The organism is Metaplanococcus flavidus (genome assembly GCF_042675885.1).
Classification (GTDB): Bacteria; Bacillota; Bacilli; order Bacillales_A; family Planococcaceae; genus Planococcus; species Planococcus flavidus.
Genome location: NZ_JBHTKI010000003.1, coordinates 165,848 through 188,155, shown reverse-complemented (window position 1 = coordinate 188,155; position 22,308 = coordinate 165,848). Strand labels below are relative to the sequence as shown.

Genomic DNA, 22,308 nt, shown 5'->3' with positions numbered 1-22,308 from the left:
TTTTTATAAACTATGGTGCAACCGTTCCCATTCACTAAAATACATTCTCTCCTTGATCTTATTGGGATTTTCTAATTTACAGATAAACTCCAGGCTATTGCCATCTGGATCATTAAAATGGATTTTAGCATGGGCATAATCATTGTTCGGCATTACAAAAGGCTCCGTTGGTTCAAAGCCAAATGCCTTTCTCGGTTCATAGCCCCGGTCCTTTAACCATTTTACAGAATTTTTCATTCCTTCAATTGATACTTCAAAGGCGAGGTGTCTTATGGACGGATGATACTCTACTTCCACTTTTTCAGTTTTCCATAGACCTAACCAACTTTTGTCCTTTTCAATCCAAAGAAAAGCTAAATTGTCTTCAACTTGATGATCGAACTCCAATCCTAATCCTTTGTAGAATTCAATTGAATTACTTAAATTGCTAACTGGCAAGTGTGTTTCATAAAGACCTTTAATCACAACGAACCTCTCCCCCTTCTCCTCCTTTCACTTTACCTGACCAGTTACTTTCACTCTATACAACTTTTGATTGACCAGTAATTAATTTGTTCAATACTATTCTTCACCTCTACATTGATTTATATTTCAAAAAGCATTCGTAAAAAATCTACAAAAAAAAAGACAGAAATGGTTCTCTGTCTTTCTCTTGAGATTCACTATGCTTTTTCATTCCAGCTTCGATAAATCCTTTTAGAACATGGAATCTTTACACAACCTGCAAATGAAGACCATTCTTTCGGATTGTTGCTGATGCCGTCTTTACTGCGGACAAAAAGCATTGCCATTTGGATGTGCCGTTCTAAAATCGTGGCGACATGCCCTTAATTTCCGTGCCAGACTTTAAATATTTAAACCCTGTATTTCGGAAAAAGAGCATTCCTATTTTTAATAAATGTCCATACTACAGCAATCAGAAAGATCCCGATTCCCGCTAATAGAATGCCTTGAATGGCCGTAGACATGGCAGGATCGAGGCTTCCGCTGGCGTATGCACTATAGATTCCGAAGAAAGCCCATGCGATCGGAATCGGAAAGGCGGCATTTTTATAAAGAGACAGGTAAAAGAGGACAAAAGCGATCGCAATCCCCAATACGATTATGGTCCAGATGGAATCGGAAAGCCCGAATCCGTCCCATTCCAGTTGCACTAAAAACACCGAAATATTAACGATTGTGGCGATGAAGACCCACGAACCATATAGCGTAAAACTGAGCCCTGCAAGAGTCGAAGGAAAGTCAAAGCGATTTTTATAAATTCGTTCCACGATGATCAGTAACGAGACTAACATGGCCAAAATCAGCAGTGTTGATATGCCCATCCATTCATAGGAAAATGTAACGATCCACGCCATATTGAATACCGAGCTCGCGATAATTAAAGGCGAAACCAATAGGACCAGCCTGCTGACATTTCTATCTTTCCTTTTTACAAATAAATAAATCAGCGTAATCAGCAGCAAACTGTAAATGACACCCCATATCGAAAACGTAAAAGGGGCCGGCGAGATGAGCGTCATGTATTTATCCGAGATATCTCTCTGGCTCATACCATTAAAGAACCCTGACGATCCGAGGTAATTTACGCCGAGCGTCAGAAAATAAAATACCAGGTTTAATATCGCGAAAACTTTTGTTTTCTTCAATGTGTTTTCATTCATAGTGAAGCCATCCTCTCGAGGAAATTTTTTATTTAAACAAGAGCGACACCGGCAACTTCTCAATAATTCATACAGATTCTCCTTCCTTATCTCTTCCCGAATTGCCTTTGCAGCCAAACTGTTTCCTGCAAAATTCTGTAAAATAAATGAAAAAGACACAGCCGCAGTTGCTGCAGCTGTGTCTTTATAGGGAGTCAATTCTCTAAAGCAATCTTAATATGCGCCAAATGATGTTCTTCGTGCCAGCACAGTTTTGCCAGCTTTGTTGCGACGCTGATTTCGCCGTTGGTTTCGTGGGTGAACACGCGGTCCAATTGCTCTTCAGCCAAACGCTGCCCGAGTATGACAATTCGTTCGTTCAGCCCCTCCAGTATCCGGATTGAACTTTCCACCGGTAATTCATTGTCAGGAAGCGCCGCCCATTCCTCCTGGTCGAAACCGGGAACCGTCGGATTGTCATCCGTCAAAGCCAGTTTCAGCCGCTGATACATATTGAGTTGCGAATCCGCAATGTGGTGCACCAGCTGGCGGACGGTCCAGCTGCCTTCCCTGTACTTCTTGCCCAATTGCTCATCACTCAATGAATCCACATTTTCCCTAAGCCGCATCGAGTAGCTTGCGATTTTGTCGAGCCACTCCTGGACGTGCTCAGCTTTCACATTGTCAGGAACCTGTAATTGTCCAATAGGAAATTTCACATCCATTTTTCCAACCTCTTTTCCTTATCCATATTTGTGTGCGATCGTATTTACGGTCGATAAATACCTGGAATCGAAAACGGCTCATCCCTTCCGATACTTATCCTCAATTACCCGAAAATTCTCATGATGAATCTTATTCCATTCCGTCTTCTTATACATCCGGCTTTTCAGCGCGTCGTTGATCCAAGCAGGGTCATACTCCCTGAAATTTTGGCTATCCGCCCACACCTTTGTCTCTTTATGCTCGGGATGCTTTGGATTCCGGTAAATTTTAAGGAATTCATAAAACCCGGGAATGCCTCCCACGTCTTCCGGTGGTGCCGTTTCTGTGCCGTCAAGCAGCGTCGGGAAACCGAAATAATAGTCGTCGACGATTGCTTCGAGCTTGATGCGGAACTGCCAGCTGTCTCCGAAGTCGTAGTTATAGACGAGCTCCCCGTGCTTCTCAAGAAATTCATCAATCTTAATGCCGGAAGGCTTACGGACGACTGCTTTCAGCCGCTCCTGATATGCCTCTTCAAACTTCTTATACTTCGGCTCCATATTCTTCAGTCTTTCAGCGAACTCTTTTTTATTCTTCTTATAATACTGATGTTCCTGATAGGCTTCATCGTCGTTCGTCACCCGGATTCCATCTTCCGCCAAATCAAATTCGAACAGATGATAAGCCTCATAAGGATAGCCGCTCTGAAAATTGCTGACTTGCTGCACAATGTCATGGAGCATATTGAAAGTTGCCCCCGCTGGCATGATCACCTTGCGCCAAATCAGTGGATTGGAGTGTTCAAGCTCGATTCGGACAATATAGGATTTCATATTTTTATCGCCTGCTTTCTATTTTTGGTAAGTAATAAAACCCTCGATGCCATTTCTCAAATGCTCCACGCTTAACACAAACTTCATTTCTTCCCCTTATCCTTCATATAATATCCGCCGCCCAGCGCACCTAAGAAAATTACGAATATCGCTACTATAATGCTGATATCCATCTTTTTCCCTCCCCGAAAGAATGCCTTCGCTTCCATTATAACTTTAATTCCAAAATATAAAAATGCATGAAGAAACCTCTCCAATTTTAGATATGAGAGGTTTCTTCATGCATTATTTTAGAAAAAACGGAATCGTATCTGACACAATGACGCTTTTTATTCCATATCAATCAATTCTGCTACAAGCACATACCGTTCCGGAGCGCTCCCCACAAAATTGAATGGATAACAGGTGGTTACAGTCAAAGTCGCTCGGGGTTTCGGGACAATGACGGTCCGGTCATCTTCATCAACTATCCGGACTTTTTGGACACGATAAGTAAACTCACCTGCTGAAGTTGTGACAATCAGTAAATCATTTTCACCGATTTCACCCAATTGGCGGAATACTGTATCACGGTGTCCAGAGAGAACGCTATTATTGTCTTCTCCAGGCAATACGCTATTCGCAAAATGGCCAATCCCTTTTGCTAACTGGTCTGGATCTGTCCCTTCGAAAATCGGAATTGAGACCTCCAATTTTGGAATGGTTAATGTTCCAAACTCTTCGTCCATTTCAGGTCGCGACTTATATTCGGGATATTGTCTTGGTTCGCCCGACATTTTTTTAACCGTCGATGAAGCATCTGCTTCTTCGACTTCCATCTGCTCAACAGCCATATAACCTCTTGCCCATTCATAAGAATAATTGGCAGCCATGAATAGCCCTGCTGCAATCAATATAATCGAGAGAAACGAAATGAGGAAAGATCGCTCTTTCCCCTTCCCGTTTTTCATGGGTTTCATTATCTTTCACCTTGTGGTCTTCTGCGGTAAAGCATAAAGGCTCCGGCTGCTGCAGCTCCAACTCCCACTAATGTCATCAATAGAGAATCAGTAGCAGTTTCCGGCATTTCTCCCCCTGTTTCGGTATCTGCATTAGCCGCTTCTTCACTCGTATAATAATCAAGAGCTTCTTCTAATTCATAAACAAAATTGTAATCTTCAGGTGTTTCTCCGTAATCAGCCAATAATTCACGATATTCTTCGGGCGTTAGTCCATACGAATCAAGAATATCTTGCAGTCTTTCATCGTTCAGAACAGGCCCAACAGTATTTTCAAGCTCTTCAAACGACTCAAAATCAGTTAAAGACATATCGTAGTTATCTTCCACATAGCCAGAAAATTCATCCAGTGTCCAACCGAGAGGTGTTAAATAAACTTCTTCAAGCTGGGACATGTCAAAAGCATATTCCGGTTCTTCATCTGTTGCAGGTTCATCAGTACCTTGGTCCTGGTCTTCATCTGTTGCAGGTTCATCAGTACCTTGGTCCTGGTCTTCATCTGTTGCCGGTTCGTCTGTACCTTGATCCTGGTCTTCATCTGTTGCAGGTTCGTCAGCACCTTGATCCTGGTCTTCATCTGTTGCAGGTTCATCTACATCTACAACTTCAAAGCCTTCTTCTTCCAGCGCACCCTCTAAATCTCCAAGGAAATATATATCCTCGACATTATCATAAGCATCCAAGAACAAAATGAGTTCTTCCGCGGTCAAATTATATCGTTCCATAATGTCCAAAACGTTCGGATCAGACAGGTCTGCATTACCCAATGTGGATAAATTCACCGGAGGGCCTATATCCGCTTCGAGTTCTGTCACTGTATCATAATCATCTAAGGTTGTACCGAAATTCTCTTCCAAATAGATGTTCCAATCAGTTTCAGACCAATCAACAACTGTGGGGAAATTCGCACTGGCTTCATCCGGTTCAATTGCTTGCGCAGTCATAGTTGCAGAGCTAAAGGTCAAAGTTGCCACTACTGCGTAGGGAATAATTTGTTTCTTCATGATGTAAATCGCCTCCTGAGATAGTAATAGAGAAGCCGGCTTTTCTAAAGGGGCCTTTCACTCCACTATTCAATGTAATACCATATTGCTTCGATTTTCTGAAATTTTTCTTTTTAAATGATTTTCACTATTATTTCGTATCTACAGTATAAACATCCGTAGTTACAGAATGGGAATCAGAAAAAATCCGCTGAATCTCTTCACGCTGCTTTTCATCAATATCCACCAATAAGAGAATGTTGCCTTCTTTCAAATACTTCTCATATTCTTTAGCATTTTCTTTCGGAATTCCGGCACCTGTTAATGCCCCGACAAGTCCGCCTCCAGTTGCTCCAATGGCTGCACCACTCAAGGTGGTGGCTAACGGGCCAGCTGCTGCAAGAACACCAATCCCCGGTATTGTCAATAAGCCCACTTCAGCGATCAGACCGGCAATACCACCTAAAACGCCTCCAGATCCTGCGCCAATTCCAAGTCCTCTACCAGCATTGCTGCCTCGTTTTGAACTTTCATCAATTACGTCTGCATCAGTATGCTCTTCGATTTCGTCAACTTTATCTTTATCCTTTGCCATAACTGAAATGTCATTAGGATCAAATCCAATATCTCTTAACCGCTCGATAGCACTTAATGCCTCTTCTGAACTTCTAAATACTCCTCCAACTACAGTTCTTTCCATAAGTTTTTCTCCTCCTTCGTCTTATTAGTAACCAAATTGTCAAATTTGTATTATTAAATCTATATAATTAGGCTACCCGCTGAATTCTGCCTTAAACATCTTCACAACTCTCTAGCAGAGCAACTGCTTTATCCTTTCGCTTTCCTGCAGCGTTTATCTTCGATTCTTTTTGGGAAAATAATAAAAAACGAGCAGGAAAGGGCGATTATGATGAGCGAAGACAAATCAACCGAAAAAGAAACAAACATTCAAAAAATGAAGGAACTCATTGAAGAAAAAAATCAGGAGACTTCTGAAAAACAAGACTTCAATCAACAGGAGCAAAAAAACCAATCAATGAAAGACAATGCGCGGAATCCGGATGAAAACAATAAATTAACGAATACAGATAATAACCGGACACCCTAACTTTTTCCTTTGCCCAAACGAAAACGGCCAGCAAATCGCATCCTGATTTGCTGGCCATTTTTATTTGGGCTGAACTACTCAAAAAAACCGCACCTGCCACAAGGGCGGACACGGTGTCTATTAATTATTCCAGTTTTCATTTTCTTCGATTTCCCGATGGGTTTGCGGATAGCTGATCGAAACCCATTCGGCCCGGTAGGCGGAATCCAGTTCGCTGAGGCTTTTTTCAGCAGGATCCACATCCGCGTTGGGACTTTCCCTTTTGCCGCAGATTTAATCTTGTCGAATGGATGACAAGTGTTGCAAACAGCCGGATGAGTTTGCCAAATGCAGCTGCTATTTCACGCCTTAATTTTGATCCAACCACTTCTAACGTGCCTTAACTGGGCGATAAATCTTGTATATTAAAATAATAAAATGAAAGCGATTTACATATCACTCATATGAATAATGACAAACAAAATTTCATAAAATCAATGAATGCGCTTACATTTGACTATTTGAATAACTTCTCCCTCCTTCCTAGAAATAATAAAAAGAAAATTTAATTTTTTCAAAATATTATCTTTCATTATTCTTAAAAGGTGTTATTATTTGTATACGATATATCGCATAACAGAGGAGGAGGGTACATATGGTTACATTTTTCGTTGCACTGGCATTATTGATTTTAGGTTATGTCTTTTATTCGAAGTTTGTTGAAAAGGTATTCGGAGTCGACGATCAAACACTCACTCCTGCTTATGCCCAGAAAGATGATATTGATTTTGTACCGATGAGCTGGTGGAAAGGGAATTTGATTCAATTGCTGAACATCGCAGGACTCGGCCCGATTTACGGAGCTGTGGCTGGTGCTTTGTATGGTCCTGTAGCCTTTATCTGGATTGTGGTCGGCTGTATTTTTGCGGGAGCCGTTCACGATTACTTTTCCGGTATGCTGTCGATGCGGCATGGTGGCGCGCAATTCCCTACACTGGTCGGTCGTTATTTAGGAAAAAACGCCAAAGTTTTTATTAACGGATTATCTTTAGTATTGATGCTGTTGGTGGCGGCCGCTTTTACGGCGGGACCGGCTCAATTGATTGCTCAAATTACGCCCATTAGCTTTATCGTGGCTTTAGCACTTATTTTTGGTTATTTTATTATCGCTACAATTTTGCCGATCAACCGGATTATCGGCCGTATTTATCCATTATTAGGCGGGATCTTGCTATTCATGGCTGTTGCTGTGGCAGTAGCGTTGGTGTTCTCAGGAAAACCGATGCCCAACTTGACGTTCAGTAATCTTCATCCGGCTGACCTGCCAATCTGGCCGCTATTGATGGTCACTGTTTCATGCGGAGCGATTTCAGGCTTTCATTGTACACAGAGCCCGATTATTGCCCGCACAATGAAAAAAGAAACGGATGGCCGCAGAATTTTCTATGGCGCAATGATTATCGAAGGTGTCATAGCGTTGATTTGGGCAGCTGCCGGTATGACGTTCTTCAACGGGACGGATGGTCTTGGCGCAGCACTCGCGGCTGGTGGCCCTTCAGGAGTCGTCAACGAAATTTCAATTTCCCTGCTTGGCACATTGGGCGGTATCCTGGCGATTTTCGGCGTCATCATCCTGCCAATCACTACAGGGGATACAGCCCTTCGCTCTTCCCGAATGATTTTAGCTGATCTTTTGTCGAAGTTCTTTAATACAGACGGAAAAGTGAAGATCCTGTTGATCACTATCCCGTTGGCCATCCCGACTTTTTATATGGCCACCATCGACTATACGTTCTTATGGCGTTACGTCGGCTGGACCAACCAGGTCGTCGCAACGTTCATGCTTTGGACAGCGACGATGTATCTGTTGAAAAACTTCAAGTTCCACTGGATCAGCGGCGTGCCGGCAATCTTCATGACAGGCGTCGTTTCCATGTACATTTTTTATGCACCTGAAGGTTTGAATATGGACTACTATATTTCAGCGATCATCGGCTCGGTCATCACGTTAGCCGTAGTGTTATGGTACGCCGCACAAATCATCAGACATCGCCCTACCAAAGAAGTCGATGCAGAATACGAAGGCGTTTAATAAACAAGGCTGTTAAAAATAAAATGGCCGAAAAAAAGAACTTTGCTCCATACAGGAGTCAGTTCAATAGAATAGATCCTGCAGCCAGGATGCGATGTGATGACTTCGGTATTGTGCCGGGGTCATCTTTTTTGTTTTCTTGCAGCCAGCAGCAGCCAATAAAACGACCATAGCCAACAACCATAGCCAACAACCATCTTGCGACTCCCACGCGGTCTCCCCCTCATATCGGCAGACGGATTCAGTTAAAATGAAAACTATTCCTCTCCTGACCTTTCATAAAAAATCCTAAACATCATAAAGTTGTTCAAAAAACTCATGTGAAGATTATTAAATTGAATACGGAGCGTTTTTCTTGATTGTGCTCCACCTGTTTTTATCTCTGTAATTTGCTCTTCTAACCAAAGCAAACTTTTGATACTATCCACTAAATATCGCCTGTTTTCTTTTGTATAATCTGTGCTGGCTGAAAGTTCCAGTAAAGTTGTTCTGGCATTTTCTACTTCGAATAAGATGTCATCTAAATCATCCAAACTAAACTTTACCGGCTCCTTGCTCAGTAACCAGTCCTGTTCAAACAACGGCAGCACATATTGGGTCCGGTCAACTGTCAGATCAACTGTGCCAGCTGCTCCCATTTCCTCCAGATCCTCTTCAAAAGAACGATTGAATTCAGCTAAACCATCCTCATACCCCTCCACAACAACCGAATCAGGTGCATAGGAATACGTTTTCGTAATACCAAAAACTGAATAAGGATAAAACCACGTCATTAATAGAAGGAATAAAGCCGATATCCCAATCAGACTCATAACGATTTTCTTCGTTTTAGCAGTCACATCAATTCCTCCAACCCATCTATAAAACTATATACATATTTTAACATAAATTGAATTTCGCTTTCCCGAGTGACATAATTTTTGGTTTATCGTCGATTTCCGGTGGTTTATCGTCGATTCTCAGAGCTTTATCGTCGATTTTTTCATGTTTATCGCCGATTTTCACTCGTTTATCGTCGATTCCTTTATTTCTGAATTCATTTCCCAACATGATATTATAAAGTCAGAATATTTAATTATTTAACTTCAATGAAAGGCGGCGATACGAATGTTTGAGGAAATGAGGCCACGGTTTGTACTCGGCTTGATGACTGTCACGGCCATCGTGTCGATTTCCCTGCTGCTGCAAGCCACTGGAAACGTACTTCTTACCAATATTGTCATGCTGCTCGTTTTTTATACCGTCCCACCCGTATGGATCTGCAGCTATTATTTCAAAAAGCATGGCATCAAACTGCGCCAAACCTTATTCGTCCACGGCATCGCGCGCTGGCTTCTGCCCATAGCCGGGCTCACCTTGGTAATGATGGCATTCTCCTTCAGTGTCTATTGGCTGATGATGCGCGGTCTCCTGTCCATTTCCCCTGTCTCGGTCCAAATCGCGCTTACGTCGCAGCCGCTCCCCGGTGAGATGTGGTACCTGGCCGCGACCGGTTTCATCATCGCGGTTATCGCACCGATCGCGGAAGAGTTCGTATTCCGCGGGGTGATCATGCATCGGCTGATGGCAACATTCGGTTTATGGAAAGGCGTCGGTTTAACCAGCCTGATTTTCAGCCTCTTCCATATCAATATTTTAAGCGCTTTCCTGTTCGCAATAGTGGCGTCACTGCTGTATTTAAAGACCGGCACTCTGCTGGCGCCTATTTTGCTTCATATCTTCAACAACACCCTTTCCGTTTATCAATACTCCTTTAACCCATCATTCCCCGAATGGCTGATAGTGACAAGTGTAGATGACCTGTATACAAAAAGTGGACCAAACCTTGTTACGCTGATTGTTAGCTCGGTGCTGCTGCTTTTCTTTATTACATGGCTGTTTCGGAGCTTGGAAAAGAGATAGGTGAAATTTAATATAAAATAAAAAATCACATCCGCACTTAGGAAACGATTTTTAGCGGGACGATTTTAAGTTGACGGCATTGCTGACAAGGATAATTGGCAGGCATCCGCTATTTCACGATATTATACAGTCTTCCGGCTGACTCCAAATCCCCCCTGTGTCCGACTCACTATTATACTGAAAATATGATTGGGACCCTTTGTCGTTCCGATGTGTATTTTTCTTTGTATTCATTTATAGCGAATAAACCAAATCGGGTTTGACACAGGATGCGTTTTATAATTGCCTGAATGAAACAGCCTAATTTGATTGCAAAAAAATAACCCAGTTCAATAAGAACTGAGTCGTGAATGAATATAGATTTTTTGGAATACTGAACAAACACTGTCCGTCACTTGGGAAATCGTCTACAATTTTCCCTCTAGCTCAACCACTCTTTTTTCAAGTTCTTTTCCATTTTTAATGCTGCTTATCGCTGTCGTAAAAGCGACAATTGCGAAAGAAAATCCTGCCATTCCAGAAATGAACCCCACAAGCGCGAAAACTTCCATATAATCTCCCCCTAATCTGACTTTAAGCCAATATCGCTCTATATATTCTGCAACTATACCGTTTCATTAGTTTGAGTACAGTCCATTACAAACGCTGTCTACAGTTTATCATAATTAACCAACCGTCTTTAAAAATAGAGGAAACGTATTGAAATGTGTTTGATGCAGAGGATCGCTCAGAGTAAATGCTTCCGGCTGTGCTTCGGCTTCTCATAACGCAGATAGACCAGATAGCCTTCTATGTCACCTGTGCCCACCCATGGAAACGGTTCAGGCCAGGGGAGAATGATGTTTTCGACGTTTGTGTTATTGAGTTCAGTTTCCAGAAAAGAAGAGAAAAATTGTGTATTGGCCACACTGACGGCCTCGAGTTCATCTTCATGCGCCTCGTCATCGAAATAGGCGGTCCACTGTGAGAATTTCTTCCCCTCGTCCATCGTAATGACCAACGCCCGCAAGCTGGTCGGCACATTGCCGAGCAGGGCGTGAAGAACATTTGAAAATATAGCGCTGCGTTCGACCATATCACTTCTCCTCCATTTCAGATGCTTTTAATCTTCCCATCCAGAAAACGGCTGACTTCCTCACTGTTCCCCAGTTCTTTTTTCGGAATAATCAGCGCAGACATTCCGCTGTTATATAAGTAAAAACCGGATGGGTCTTCGCCGAAACTTTCGATGCCGCTCCAGGAAATGGACATCTCGCCTTTCGGACTGATTTCACGCAACCCGTCTTCCGTAAAAATCATCTTATGAGCCCCCAGCACGCCTTCATTTTTGCCTTCCCGCATCATCTTGGTCGAGTTCCGCTTGATCAAACGGTAAAAATATGCCGGATAGAAAATGAACCATAAGATGCCCATGAGGAGAAACGGGATAAATAGAAAGAGAAACGGCATGTCCAGAAAAACTAATCCCAAAAATGCCAGTATGATATACATCACCGGCACCAATACCCGTTGCATTGTTACTTGTTTCTTTACCGCCTTTGAATTTTTTGCATGAAATAAATTGAAGTCGATATAGTCTTCTTCGGTGAGTTTGTAGTTGAGTTCCATCTTTCCCTTGACCCCTTTTTAAAATTTTTCTCTTATAACCCCATTGCATCTACGGCAAATGTAGCGTCTGCATTACTGAACCCTTCAAACTCCAATTGTTCGATCAATCCGGATCTTGAAAAAGCCGTGTACTCGAGATAATTCTTAGCCATTGTGACTGTCTGTGCTCTCCAGTCGGCTTCGATTTGTTCTACAGCGTAAGCATTACTGAATCCTTCAAATACCAATTGTTCAACCAATCCACTTTTGGAAAAAGCAGTATACTCGAGATAATTCTCAGCCATTCCGATCGCTTGTTTCTGTGCGACCGTTTCCGCATCTTTCGCAGCTTTTGCCTTTGCTTCTTCATCGGCCTTTGCTTTCGCTTCTTCTTCAGCTTTGGCTTTCTCTTCTGCCTCAGCATCCGCTTTCGCTTTTGCCTCAGCATCCGCTTTTTCTTTTGCAGCAGCATCTTCTGCAGCTTTCTTGGCTTTTTCTTCATCTTCTTTTTTCTTCAATTCGGCCTCTTTTGCTTCTTTCTCTTTTTCTTCCAGCAAGAAAAATGGTTCCGCCTCTTTTACCTTGGCTTCCAGCTCTTTGATTTTATTCCCGGATTCTTCATTGGTCGATTCGAGTGTTTCGATCTCTGAAGACAATTCTTTATTCGCCAATTCGAGTGTTTCAACCTTTTTTTGATTTTCATCTGAAGAAACGTCCACTTCAGCCTGCGAAGGGCCAAAACTTGTTCCGATAATCAACGCGATCAATGCAACCAATATGTATCTCCACCTGCGTTTTATGAATGCTGTTACTTTTTCGATTTTGCAGCTCTCCTTTCTAAATTTCTTTTTCCGTTTATCATAGTACACTTGCATTTAAATTAATACATTATTTTACAATAGTCGTTCCGATTGCTTAATTTTTCTAGATTTAACAAACAAAAATCCCGCCATTTCTTTTAGAAATGGCGGACGCAGGTAAATCCATAGTGATTCAATTTTTAATTTAAATTCCTAAGATATCTACAGAAGTACCCATACTGGATATTTATATGGACAAATAACATAAAAAAGAATCTCATCAAATGCTGATGTAGCGGTCGCAACAGTGTATAAACTTTAAATCGTTTAGAGTTGATTTTTACAAGAGGAGCGGTTTTCATCAAAAAACTTATTCGTATATACGTTTCATAGCTGGATAAAGCTTTAAATATTGCTTAAAAATATTTGAATAAATTTCATGATTTTTTTTTATAGGATAATAAATCTTGGAGGAAGAATTTTCAATTTTTTGTTGTATAAATAGTTTATAATCTTCTATCCACCCTAAATATTGGAAAGCTGTTGCTCCGATCCCTATTGAAGGTAAGTATTCGCTATTATTCGGTACTTTAACTGTTACATTAGAAATATCTGCAAGCAATTGACACCAAACTTTGCTTTTTGCCCCTCCACCAATTAAAGTGATTGAACTCAAACTATTTTCTTTCATTAAAATTTTTGTCACTTGAAACAAAGAGTAAGAAACACCTTCTAAAGCAGCTCTAGTAAAATCATTTTTTTGAGTTTTATGAGTAATGCCCCAGTATGAACCTTTTGCATTAATGTCTTGAATTGGACCTCTTTCCCCATTTAAGTAAGGGAGAAAGATTAACCCATTTGCCCCTATTGGAGAAGATTGGATACTTTCTTCAAACTCATCATAATCCTCATTTCCCAAAAATGTTTTCATAGCCCAGGCATGAACATTTCCTATATTTAATAAGGGAGCGATTGTAATAGTCAATTCAGGAACCACATGCGCTAAAGTAAAAAGACCTTGTTCTTGAAAATATGTACTTTCCGAAGAAATTGCTACCCAACCAGTCGTCCCGAGATACATATAACAATCTCCTACATTTGTTGCTCCAGCTCCTAACGTACTTGCTCCTGCATCTCCTGCCCCGCATAAAACAGGAGTGTTTGGAAGAAAACCGCTTTGTTTAGCTCCCTCTTCTGAAAGTTTTCCAGCTTCCTCTTGCGGATTCAAAAGCCGCGGCAAAATAAACTCTTCGATTTCTAGCTTTTCAAGAACACCCAGCTCCCATTTCCTCCGTTTTAAATCCATAATGCCTGTAGTAGCCCCAGTTACACTATCAGTAACAATTGATCCTGTTAGTTTAAATATAATGTAATCTTTTGCGCTAAATACTATGTTATATCTACTATTGTCTTTTAGCTTTTTATTAGCTTTTAACCAAAGCATTTTTGCAATTGGAGAAGAAGAAGTAACATTATTTCCAGTAATTTTTTTAAAATCCGGAAACGCTTCCTTAATTATATCAGCCTCTTTATAGGCACGGGTATCAGCATATAATACTGCATTCGTAGTTTCAGATTGTTCGTCGATTAATATTACATCTTCCATTTGACCACTAAAAGTTATTGCTTTTATCGATTCAGGATTAATTTTTTTATCTACGAACCATTTTCGAACTATTTTTTTTACTGCCTCCCACCATTCTTCCGGGTTCTGCTCAACTATATTATTTGATCTATAATAAGTTTCTATAACAATTGAACACTCTGCTTGTATTTCTCCATCACGACTTAGTAAAATCCCTTTAATTGCAGTAGTACCTAAATCAAAAGCTGCTACATACTCCATAATTAAACACCCTTAAATTCTTTAGATTTAACAATACTTTCTACGAGCTCAGAAAGCCCTTCCATATCGTTCATCTCTACTAATTTTACTATTTCACTCCCCACAACCACACCTTCAAATCCATGTTTCCATACACTCTGTGCTAAGTCAGCATTTTTAATTCCAAAACCCGCCATTAATTTTGCATCTGTTTTACTCTTGATTTTGTCAAAGAAGAAAGGTAAATCATTGAAATTAGATATTTGGGTTCCTGTTTTCCCTGTATGGATTTGACAATATACTAATTTAGTTTCAGATAATGCTATATTTAAGTCTTCTTCACTCATTTTATTATTAATAACAGGAATAAGTTCGGTTTGAAATTTTTTCATATTTTGTCTGATTGATTTCATCTCATTTATAGGTAAATCAGGAACTATAAAACCATCTACTAATTTTCGCTCTGCTAACAGTTTATATAGTTCTGAATTTATTACTTCGTTGTAATAACCCATTACCCAAATTGGGCCATCTGTATAAGGACGAAGCTTATCGAAAAAATTATATATATCTTGAGTTTCTTTAAAATCGGGATACTTTCTTTCATGAGCTCTTTTTATGATATCTCCTTCAAGATACGGATCAGCGCTAGGAATTCCGATTTCTATTGCATCCATTCCAGCGTTAATTGCATTTTTAATGTATTCAATAGACGCATCTGGATTTGGATCACTTGCTACAAAATATCCAGTTAAAAATAACTTTTCTTTTTTCCTTACTTTTTCGGAATTAATCATTAATTTTCACGCCCTATCTTTTGAAGAATTAACGCAACAATTATAATAATACCTGTGATGACATTTTGCATAAATGTAGGAATTTCTAAAATAGTCAGTCCATTCGCTAATACTCCTAGCACGGCAGCACCAAATAAAGTACCAAAAACATTAGAAACTCCGCTTCTTACAATAGTCATCCCTAAAAATACAGCAGCATATGCATTCAAAAAATAACCGTCCCCACCAGTAGGATGCGCAGAGCCTAATCTAGAGGCTAACAAAGCGCCTGTTAGTGCTGCTAACATACTGCATAAAGCAAATGCCAGAGTTTTATAACGTTTTATAGGAATTCCTGATACTTTAGAGGCTTTTTCGTTTCCTCCTATAGCATATAACCTTCTTCCAACAACCATTTGGGTCATAAAGTACCAAAAGAATGCTACTACTAAAATCATTACAATTGATAACAGGGGAATTCCTATAACACTTGTTTGACCGATCCATTTAAATTCCGAAGGAATATTCTCAAATATAGTCGAACCTCCTGTAAACCAAAAAGTGAATCCTCCTATTACAGTTCCCATTGCGAGAGTAGTAACAAATGATAGTACATTGAATTTTGTAATGATATAACCATTTACGAGTCCAACTAAGAAGCCAATAATAATTGGAATTAATATGGCTAAAGTGATAGGCATACCATCTGCTGCAAGTTTTGCGGAAATGACACCCCCCAGGCTTGCCATAGCCCCAATAGATAAATCAAATTCTTTTACCGTCATAACTAAAGTAGCTCCAACTGCTATAATGACCAATAAAGAAATTTGACGAGTGATATTTATGAAGTTATCAAAAGTCGCGAAAGATGATGGACTTAAAATACTAAAAATAATAACAATCAAAATTCCAGCTACAATAGTCCCGTATGAACTAAGCATATTTTTATTAAATATGTCGCGTCCAAGTAATGTTTTCTCGGTTTGCTCCATTATTCCATCACAACCTCTTTCTGAAATTTATAGCAAATATCAAGTATGTTGTCAGGTTTTAGATTCTCATTTTTTATGTTTGCCACCGTCTTACCTTCACTAAAAACAATAATTCGATCACTTATTTCAAGAACTTCATGCAAGTCAGAAGATATATAAAGAACCCCTTTTTTATCTTCAACTTGAGTTTCGAGGAATTGATGAATTTGTTGTCTGGTCATGATATCCACCGCTTGAGTAGGTTCATCGCAAATGTATACAGAGGGATTCGATAATAAGGCTTTTGCAAACACTATTTTTTGTTGGTTTCCACCACTTAATTCCCCAACGGGTTGGCTAGAATTAACAGCTTTTACTTGAAATTTTTTCATTTCCCGCTCCACTATTTGAGTTTCTTTGTTCTTCTGTAATTTCCCAAACTTAGTTAACGTATTTAAAATTGGAAGAGACATGTTTTCCGCAATTGAATTCTCCATAATCAAAGCATCTTCATGCCGATTTTCCGGAATCAAAACAATACCATTCTGTATTGCATGTACTGGACTAGGTTTCAAAACTTCTTTATTAAAAAATCTAATAGTTCCTGCTTCTTTTTTCCTGAGTCCAAACATTGCTTCAACAGTCTCAGTCCTACCTGCTCCTGCCAAACCGTAAACTCCGAGGATTTCTCTCTCATGCAAATCAAAAGTTACATCTTTCACCGTCTTATCTACTGTACTAAGATTGGAAACACTTAGTAAGACTTCTCCTAAATGGCGTTGATTTTTTTCTTTCTTGTTGATAGTAGTCTGGCCATCAGTCATGTAATGAATAAGTAGTTCTTGAGTAATAACACTTTGATGTAGAGTCTTTACTAAATTTCCATTCATTAAAACTGTTACATTATCTGCTAAGTCGATTACTTCCTCTAATCTATGAGAAATATAGATTATTGCTACACCTTCACTTCGAAGTCTCTTGATAAAGTGAAATAATAATTCAGACTCTTTGTCAGTTAATGAAGCTGTAGGTTCATCTAATATTAATACCTTTGAATTGGACATCATTGAACGGGCAATCTCAAGCATTGTTCTTTCAGAAGGCGTCATTTCGGAAACTTGTTTATGAAGGGGGATATCCATCCCCCATTTATCCAACAATATACTTGATTCTTTTTTCATGGCATTCCAATCTACACCTAAAAATTTTTTAGGATAAATAGTATTGAGATATAGATTTTCCAATCCGCTAAAAGAAGAAATTAGTTGGCGGTCTTGGTGGATTACATCAATTCCTAAATTTTTTGCCTCTTTCGGATTTTCAATCTTTACAGGATTACCATCCCAATGTATTTGTCCTTCACTAGGCGTATAAACTCCTGTAAGAATTTTTATTAGAGTGGATTTACCTGCCCCATTCTCTCCTATAAGTGCATGGACTTCACCAGATTTAATTTCCAAAGTTATATTATTTAAAGCCTTTACACTTCCAAATTCTTTAGATATGCCTTCAAATTTAAGTAAGTTCATTTAAATTCCACCTTTTGAAAGTCTTACTTTCCTTCGATTAGTTCTGCCGGAGCATACATCTCAGTATCCTCGACTTCTCCGCCGTCAAATACATTTTCCATTTGCTCTATTACAATTTCAGCCATCCCATCAAAATTTTGTTTCACTGTCGCTTTTATTGGAGAGCCATTTTCAATCATTTCGATAGCTTGGGAGTTGCCATCGATACCGGTAACAATAATATCTTCTCGATTGGCGGCTTGAATAGCTTGAGCAGCTCCAATTGCTGGTTCATCCCAACCAGCCCATACCGCTGTGATAGAATCTGTCTCCTTATTTGCTAGCAGTAAATTTTCCATCTGTTGTCGAGAGTTTTCAATTGGTCCAGGAACTTGAATTTCTTGTTCTGTAATTACATTAATATCAGGATAGTCTTTAAGAAGTTCATCGAGAACTTCAGTTCTTTTTAATACTCCTGGATGTGGACGGTGTGTAAAAACAATTAAGTTTCCTTCTTCACCGATTTGTTCAATAAGATAATTAGAAATTAATTTAGACATTTCAGCATTATCACTTGTTGCATTTAAAGTCATTCCTTCAATATAACTTGCATCACTTCCAAATACCGGAATTCCTTTCTCTTCAGCTGAATCAATCTGTGATTTCACTTGATTAGGATCAGTACTGACCAAAATTATAGCGTCAACATTTGAAGAAATTACATCTTCCATTCGAGACGCTAATGCTCCAACGTCTCCGTTAGTATCGATAACATTAGTTGACCATCCTTTATCCCCAGCTTGTTGTTCAAGAGTATCTACCATTTGTTTAGTTGTTACGGAAGATAGAAAGGGTGTAAGTATAGCGACGTTCTTTTCACCCTCGCCATCACTAACATCTCCATCGCCACAAGCACTGACAATAATTATTAATGACACCATAAAAATTAAAATTAAAATTTTTCTCATTGTGATTCCCCCTTATTATTTTTTGTATTGATCAATAGTTCTGCTGTATTCATATCAGTAATCAGAACGTCAATCCATTTCCCTTTTATAGCTGCCCTTATTCCGTCAACTTTAACGTTACCTCTAGCTATACCTACAACTAATGGAACCGCTTTCAATTCATCGCCACTAATTCCTATCATTCTATCGGAGTAAGGAGTAGTAACTTGTTGCCCCTCTGAGTCAATAAAAGTGGTTGCAATACTTCCTACTACCCCTTCATTTTTCAAATCATTAACATCTTCGATAGACATGTTTGTCGATTTAACATGTGTTGCTTCATTTGAAATTTGTCCTATCCCTACTACTGCTATATTTAACTTTTTATAAAGACTTATTATATTTAAAATCTCGGGCTCTTTAAGAAAAGATTCTTTAGTCGTAGTAGTACTGACAACTGCAGGTGCATGAAGAACTGAGTAAGCATTTCTTGAATTTTTAGCAAATAAAAAAGTGTTAGTATTTGAATGCCATTCTGTACCTTCAGATCCCCAACCGCCTACTAATGGAACATATTGTATATCAGTTTTTGTAATATCGTTTACCTCTTTGGCTAAAGCTGTTATTGATTTTCCTGCCATTATTCCTATAATATCTTTCTCACTCACTACATTCTCAAAAAAAGCTGCAGCAGCTTTGCCAATTAATACATCTGCCATTTTATCGTCCGCATTACTAATATCAACTACAATCGCATCTTTAAGGCTGTACATCTCTTTTAATTTATTCTCTAATAGAGCTTCATCATTAAAAGGGTTTTTAATTGTAATTTCCACAATACCTTCTGACCTAGCACTAGTTAAAAATCTACTAACTTGAGCTCTAGAAATCCCATAATGTGTTGCGATTTCTTGTTGAATCATACCTTCTACATAATAAAGATGGGCAACTTTCACTAGCAGTCTCAGTCTTTCATTATTCATTCCAAGCCTCCTTTTTACCGTTTGAACATATGTTCAAAGATGAGAATATGTTCTTTGTTAAATTTAGTATTACTTATATCCTTTTTAATGTCAATAAATTCTGAAGATTTTTTTAAATTGCAAATAAAATATATCGATTATATATCTAAATTAACAAAACTCCATAATACGCTGTTGTCACCGTCGCATTCGGTTATTTGGATTGGGATGCAGCAAGCAGTGGATATTACTGTCTTCCGTGCATTCTCCATAATTTATTTAGACTAATAAAATAAATAAACACACCCGCTGTCGGGATACGGCGGGTGTGTAGATATATGGAACATAAATTGGAGTTGTTTTTACACAGGGGGGCAAGCTCACCCCTTCACACCTTTTCGCAGCCACTTCGCCGTCAATGTTTCCGACTGGAGCATATCTTCCGGTGTTCCTTCAAACAGGACTTCGCCGCCTTTTTTGCCTCCACCCGGTCCCATTTCGATGACCCAGTCGCTCGCAGCGATAAAGTTCAGATTGTGCTCGATGATGATGACAGAATTCCCTTTATTTACGAGGCTTTGGAAAACCTCCAATAGATGATCATTGTCTTTGGTATGCAGGCCGGATGAGGGTTCATCCAATAAATAGATCTGCCCTTCTTTTTTCAGGTGGCTGGCGAGTTTGAGTCGCTGCACTTCGCCCCCGCTCAACGAACTTGTCGTCTGTCCGAGCGTCAGGTAGCCCAAGCCCACATCTTTTAAGGTATCCACTTTTTTGACGATTTTCGGCATTTTTAAATAATGATTGGTTTCGTCGATCGACAGTTCCAAAATTTCCACAATATTTTTTTCTTTGTGGCGATAAGACAATGCTTCTTCTGAATACCTCGTGCCTCTGCAGGCTTCACAAGTGACGGTTACAGGATCCGCAAAAGCCACGTCCGGCGTAGTGACGCCTTTGCCCTCGCAGACAGGACAGGCTCCCGACGAATTAAAGCTGAACAAGCCCGCCGGCTGGCCTGTTTCTTTTGACAGGATTGATCGAATGTCATCCATGATTCCCATATAGGTGGCCAGCGTCGAACGGCTGTAAGTTCCGATGCTGCCTTGACTGACCGCGATGGTTTCAGGATATTCGTCTGTAAATGCGCCAAATAATAATGAACTCTTGCCGGAACCTGAAACGCCGCATACAGAGACCAGGACATTTTCAGGAATTTCCAAACTGACATTTTTCAAGTTGTTGGCAGAGGCATTTTTAATGGAGAACGAGCTATCCGCTCCTCGCGGATTTTTATTGATGGAGACTTTGTGATCCAAATCGGTGATGGCTGAAGCTTTTTTCAGCCCTTCCAGTGCACCCTGATAGATCACTTCTCCACCGCCAACTCCCGCTCCAGGACCCATCTCGATTATTTCATCCGCTGTTTTTATGACGGCCAGATTGTGCTCGATCACGACGACGGTATTATAATTGTCTCTCAAACTTTCCAGCATTTGCGTCAGCATCTCGATTTCTTCCGAATGAAGCCCCGCACTCGGTTCATCGAAAATATATGTGATGTTATTCAAACTGCTGCCCAAATGGCGGGCAATTTTCACGCGCTGGGCTTCTCCGCCGGACAAGGTACCCATTTTTCGCGCCAGACTCAAATAGCCCAGCCCCAAATCAACCAGTTGTTTTACATTCGGGTACGCCTGCTGCGCAATGGATGTTCCGACAGGGTCATTTATTTGGCCCAATTCAGCCATCAAGTCCATCAGTTCCAGTTGGTCGTAATGGGCGATATTCAAGCCATTGATTTTGCATTCCAGTACTTTCGGATTCAATCCGGAACCTTCGCAGGTCGGGCACGCTGTATGTGCAGTCATCGCCAGCGCATCTTCCTGGGAAGTTTTTTTCAGCTTCGAGAGATCCCGGTTAATGTACAGGCGAATAAACCTGGGAAGGATGCCGTCCCATTCGATGTCCTGAGTGCCTTCTTTGAAATAATAAGTTCCGAATGCCCGCTCGCCTTCCGGTGGCCCATGCACTAACAGATTGTATTTTTCTTCCGTGAAATCTTTAACGGGTATATCGGGATCGAACAACCCGCCATCCACCATCCATCTGCCCTGCCAGCCCGAGGGAGACAGCGGTTTAAATCTCACTGCGGATTCTCTGAGTGATTTCGTGTCATCGATGATTTTTGAGATGTCCGGCGTTACCACTTCCCCGAAACCATTGCATTTCGGGCAGTTGCCGAACGAACTTTCACTCGAAAACTCGGTGGCTGAGCCGATCGGTGGACTGCCGATTCTGGAGAATAACAGCCGGATCAGGGGATCAATATCCATGTAGGTGCCGACAGTCGAACGCGAATTGCCTCTTACCGGCTTCTGTTCCACGACGACAACCGGGCTTAAGTGCTGCATCAAGTCGGCATGCGGCCTTTCATACCTCGGCATCTGGTGCCGGATGTAAAGAGGATAGTTCAATGTCATTTGCCTTCTGCTTTCTGTTGCTAAGGTATCAAATACGACCGAGCTTTTCCCTGAACCTGACAGGCCGGTAAAAACGTTGATTTTTTCTTTCGGGATATTCAAATCGATATTCTTCAAATTATTTTCTTGAAGTCCCCGCAATATGATTTCATCTCTTTTATATGTCATGTTGACAATCTCCTTTTTCAATCAAATCAGGGAACCAT

At 40.3% G+C, this 22,308-nt stretch carries 23 protein-coding genes; 3 read left to right on the top strand and 20 right to left on the bottom strand.

Going from position 1 to position 22,308, the window contains the following annotated elements:
* Positions 1–3: 3 nt before the first annotated feature.
* The 7 genes from ACFQ1X_RS02195 to ACFQ1X_RS02165 form a co-directional block, all read right to left on the bottom strand.
* On the bottom strand, positions 4–465 hold the full coding sequence (locus tag ACFQ1X_RS02195) for a VOC family protein (RefSeq protein ID WP_144841321.1): 462 nt from the start codon (positions 463–465) through the stop codon (positions 4–6).
* Between the two features lie 389 nt (positions 466–854).
* Positions 855–1,664 (bottom strand): tryptophan-rich sensory protein, encoded by an 810-nt coding sequence (locus ACFQ1X_RS02190; protein WP_144841320.1) that lies wholly within the window; start codon positions 1,662–1,664, stop codon positions 855–857.
* Positions 1,665–1,858: 194 nt separating this feature from the next.
* Complete coding sequence (locus ACFQ1X_RS02185; RefSeq protein WP_144841319.1) at positions 1,859–2,368, bottom strand: YfiT family bacillithiol transferase; 510 nt, start codon at positions 2,366–2,368, stop codon at positions 1,859–1,861.
* Positions 2,369–2,446: 78 nt separating this feature from the next.
* Positions 2,447–3,181 (bottom strand): plasmid pRiA4b ORF-3 family protein, encoded by a 735-nt coding sequence (locus ACFQ1X_RS02180; protein WP_379081177.1) that lies wholly within the window; start codon positions 3,179–3,181, stop codon positions 2,447–2,449.
* A 329-nt stretch (positions 3,182–3,510) separates the two neighbouring features.
* Positions 3,511–4,140, bottom strand: a complete 630-nt coding sequence (locus ACFQ1X_RS02175) for a class D sortase (RefSeq protein ID WP_144840498.1) — start codon at positions 4,138–4,140, stop codon at positions 3,511–3,513.
* Positions 4,140–5,183, bottom strand: coding sequence for a processed acidic surface protein (locus tag ACFQ1X_RS02170; protein ID WP_379081174.1), 1,044 nt, complete (start codon positions 5,181–5,183; stop codon positions 4,140–4,142). The genes ACFQ1X_RS02175 and ACFQ1X_RS02170 overlap by 1 nt, the downstream gene beginning before the upstream one ends.
* Before the next feature lie 130 nt (positions 5,184–5,313).
* A complete protein-coding gene (locus ACFQ1X_RS02165) occupies positions 5,314–5,862 on the bottom strand; it encodes a general stress protein (RefSeq protein WP_144840496.1) in 549 nt (182 codons plus the stop codon).
* 207 nt (positions 5,863–6,069) lie between these two features.
* Here ACFQ1X_RS02165 and ACFQ1X_RS02160 point away from each other — a divergent pair, with 207 nt between their 5' ends.
* Together ACFQ1X_RS02160 and ACFQ1X_RS02155 are read left to right on the top strand one after the other, a co-directional pair.
* Positions 6,070–6,270, top strand: a complete 201-nt coding sequence (locus ACFQ1X_RS02160) for a hypothetical protein (RefSeq protein WP_379081171.1) — start codon at positions 6,070–6,072, stop codon at positions 6,268–6,270.
* A gap of 634 nt (positions 6,271–6,904) precedes the next feature.
* The gene (locus ACFQ1X_RS02155; RefSeq protein ID WP_144840494.1) at positions 6,905–8,341 is read left to right on the top strand and encodes a carbon starvation CstA family protein; all 1,437 of its coding nucleotides are present in this window, start codon (positions 6,905–6,907) and stop codon (positions 8,339–8,341) included.
* A 257-nt stretch (positions 8,342–8,598) separates the two neighbouring features.
* Here the strand turns inward: ACFQ1X_RS02155 and ACFQ1X_RS02150 are convergent, their stop codons facing one another.
* Together ACFQ1X_RS02150 and ACFQ1X_RS02145 are read right to left on the bottom strand one after the other, a co-directional pair.
* On the bottom strand, positions 8,599–9,180 hold the full coding sequence (locus tag ACFQ1X_RS02150; RefSeq protein WP_144840493.1) for a hypothetical protein: 582 nt from the start codon (positions 9,178–9,180) through the stop codon (positions 8,599–8,601).
* Positions 9,181–9,220: 40 nt separating this feature from the next.
* Positions 9,221–9,391: a hypothetical protein gene (locus tag ACFQ1X_RS02145; protein WP_379081167.1), complete on the bottom strand. Its 171-nt coding sequence runs from the start codon at positions 9,389–9,391 to the stop codon at positions 9,221–9,223.
* A 57-nt stretch (positions 9,392–9,448) separates the two neighbouring features.
* Here ACFQ1X_RS02145 and ACFQ1X_RS02140 point away from each other — a divergent pair, with 57 nt between their 5' ends.
* Positions 9,449–10,243: a CPBP family intramembrane glutamic endopeptidase gene (locus tag ACFQ1X_RS02140; protein ID WP_144840492.1), complete on the top strand. Its 795-nt coding sequence runs from the start codon at positions 9,449–9,451 to the stop codon at positions 10,241–10,243.
* Positions 10,244–10,650: 407 nt separating this feature from the next.
* Here the strand turns inward: ACFQ1X_RS02140 and ACFQ1X_RS02135 are convergent, their stop codons facing one another.
* From ACFQ1X_RS02135 to ACFQ1X_RS02085, 11 genes are all read right to left on the bottom strand, one after another.
* Positions 10,651–10,794, bottom strand: coding sequence for a hypothetical protein (locus tag ACFQ1X_RS02135; RefSeq protein ID WP_379081164.1), 144 nt, complete (start codon positions 10,792–10,794; stop codon positions 10,651–10,653).
* Between the two features lie 176 nt (positions 10,795–10,970).
* Positions 10,971–11,318, bottom strand: coding sequence for a hypothetical protein (locus ACFQ1X_RS02130; protein ID WP_144840491.1), 348 nt, complete (start codon positions 11,316–11,318; stop codon positions 10,971–10,973).
* Positions 11,319–11,335: 17 nt separating this feature from the next.
* Positions 11,336–11,851, bottom strand: a complete 516-nt coding sequence (locus ACFQ1X_RS02125; protein WP_144840490.1) for a YcxB family protein — start codon at positions 11,849–11,851, stop codon at positions 11,336–11,338.
* 32 nt (positions 11,852–11,883) lie between these two features.
* Positions 11,884–12,606, bottom strand: a complete 723-nt coding sequence (locus ACFQ1X_RS02120) for an Ltp family lipoprotein (protein WP_379081160.1) — start codon at positions 12,604–12,606, stop codon at positions 11,884–11,886.
* Positions 12,607–13,000: 394 nt separating this feature from the next.
* The gene (locus ACFQ1X_RS02115; protein WP_144840488.1) at positions 13,001–14,476 is read right to left on the bottom strand and encodes a xylulokinase; all 1,476 of its coding nucleotides are present in this window, start codon (positions 14,474–14,476) and stop codon (positions 13,001–13,003) included.
* Positions 14,477–14,478: 2 nt separating this feature from the next.
* Positions 14,479–15,252, bottom strand: a complete 774-nt coding sequence (trpA, locus tag ACFQ1X_RS02110; RefSeq protein WP_144840487.1) for a tryptophan synthase subunit alpha — start codon at positions 15,250–15,252, stop codon at positions 14,479–14,481.
* The gene (locus tag ACFQ1X_RS02105; RefSeq protein ID WP_144840486.1) at positions 15,252–16,223 is read right to left on the bottom strand and encodes an ABC transporter permease; all 972 of its coding nucleotides are present in this window, start codon (positions 16,221–16,223) and stop codon (positions 15,252–15,254) included. The genes trpA and ACFQ1X_RS02105 overlap by 1 nt, the downstream gene beginning before the upstream one ends.
* Complete coding sequence (locus ACFQ1X_RS02100; RefSeq protein WP_144840485.1) at positions 16,223–17,731, bottom strand: sugar ABC transporter ATP-binding protein; 1,509 nt, start codon at positions 17,729–17,731, stop codon at positions 16,223–16,225. Before ACFQ1X_RS02100 ends, ACFQ1X_RS02105 begins: the two co-directional genes overlap by 1 nt.
* Before the next feature lie 23 nt (positions 17,732–17,754).
* A complete protein-coding gene (locus tag ACFQ1X_RS02095; RefSeq protein WP_144840484.1) occupies positions 17,755–18,678 on the bottom strand; it encodes a sugar ABC transporter substrate-binding protein in 924 nt (307 codons plus the stop codon).
* Positions 18,675–19,640 carry a sugar-binding transcriptional regulator gene (locus tag ACFQ1X_RS02090; RefSeq protein ID WP_144840483.1) on the bottom strand — a complete coding sequence of 322 codons (966 nt, stop codon included), beginning with the start codon at positions 19,638–19,640 and terminating at the stop codon, positions 18,675–18,677. Before ACFQ1X_RS02090 ends, ACFQ1X_RS02095 begins: the two co-directional genes overlap by 4 nt.
* Positions 19,641–19,999: 359 nt before the next feature.
* Entirely contained in the window at positions 20,000–22,270 is a 2,271-nt protein-coding gene (locus ACFQ1X_RS02085; RefSeq protein WP_144840482.1) for an excinuclease ABC subunit UvrA, read from the bottom strand.
* Positions 22,271–22,308 lie beyond the last annotated feature (38 nt).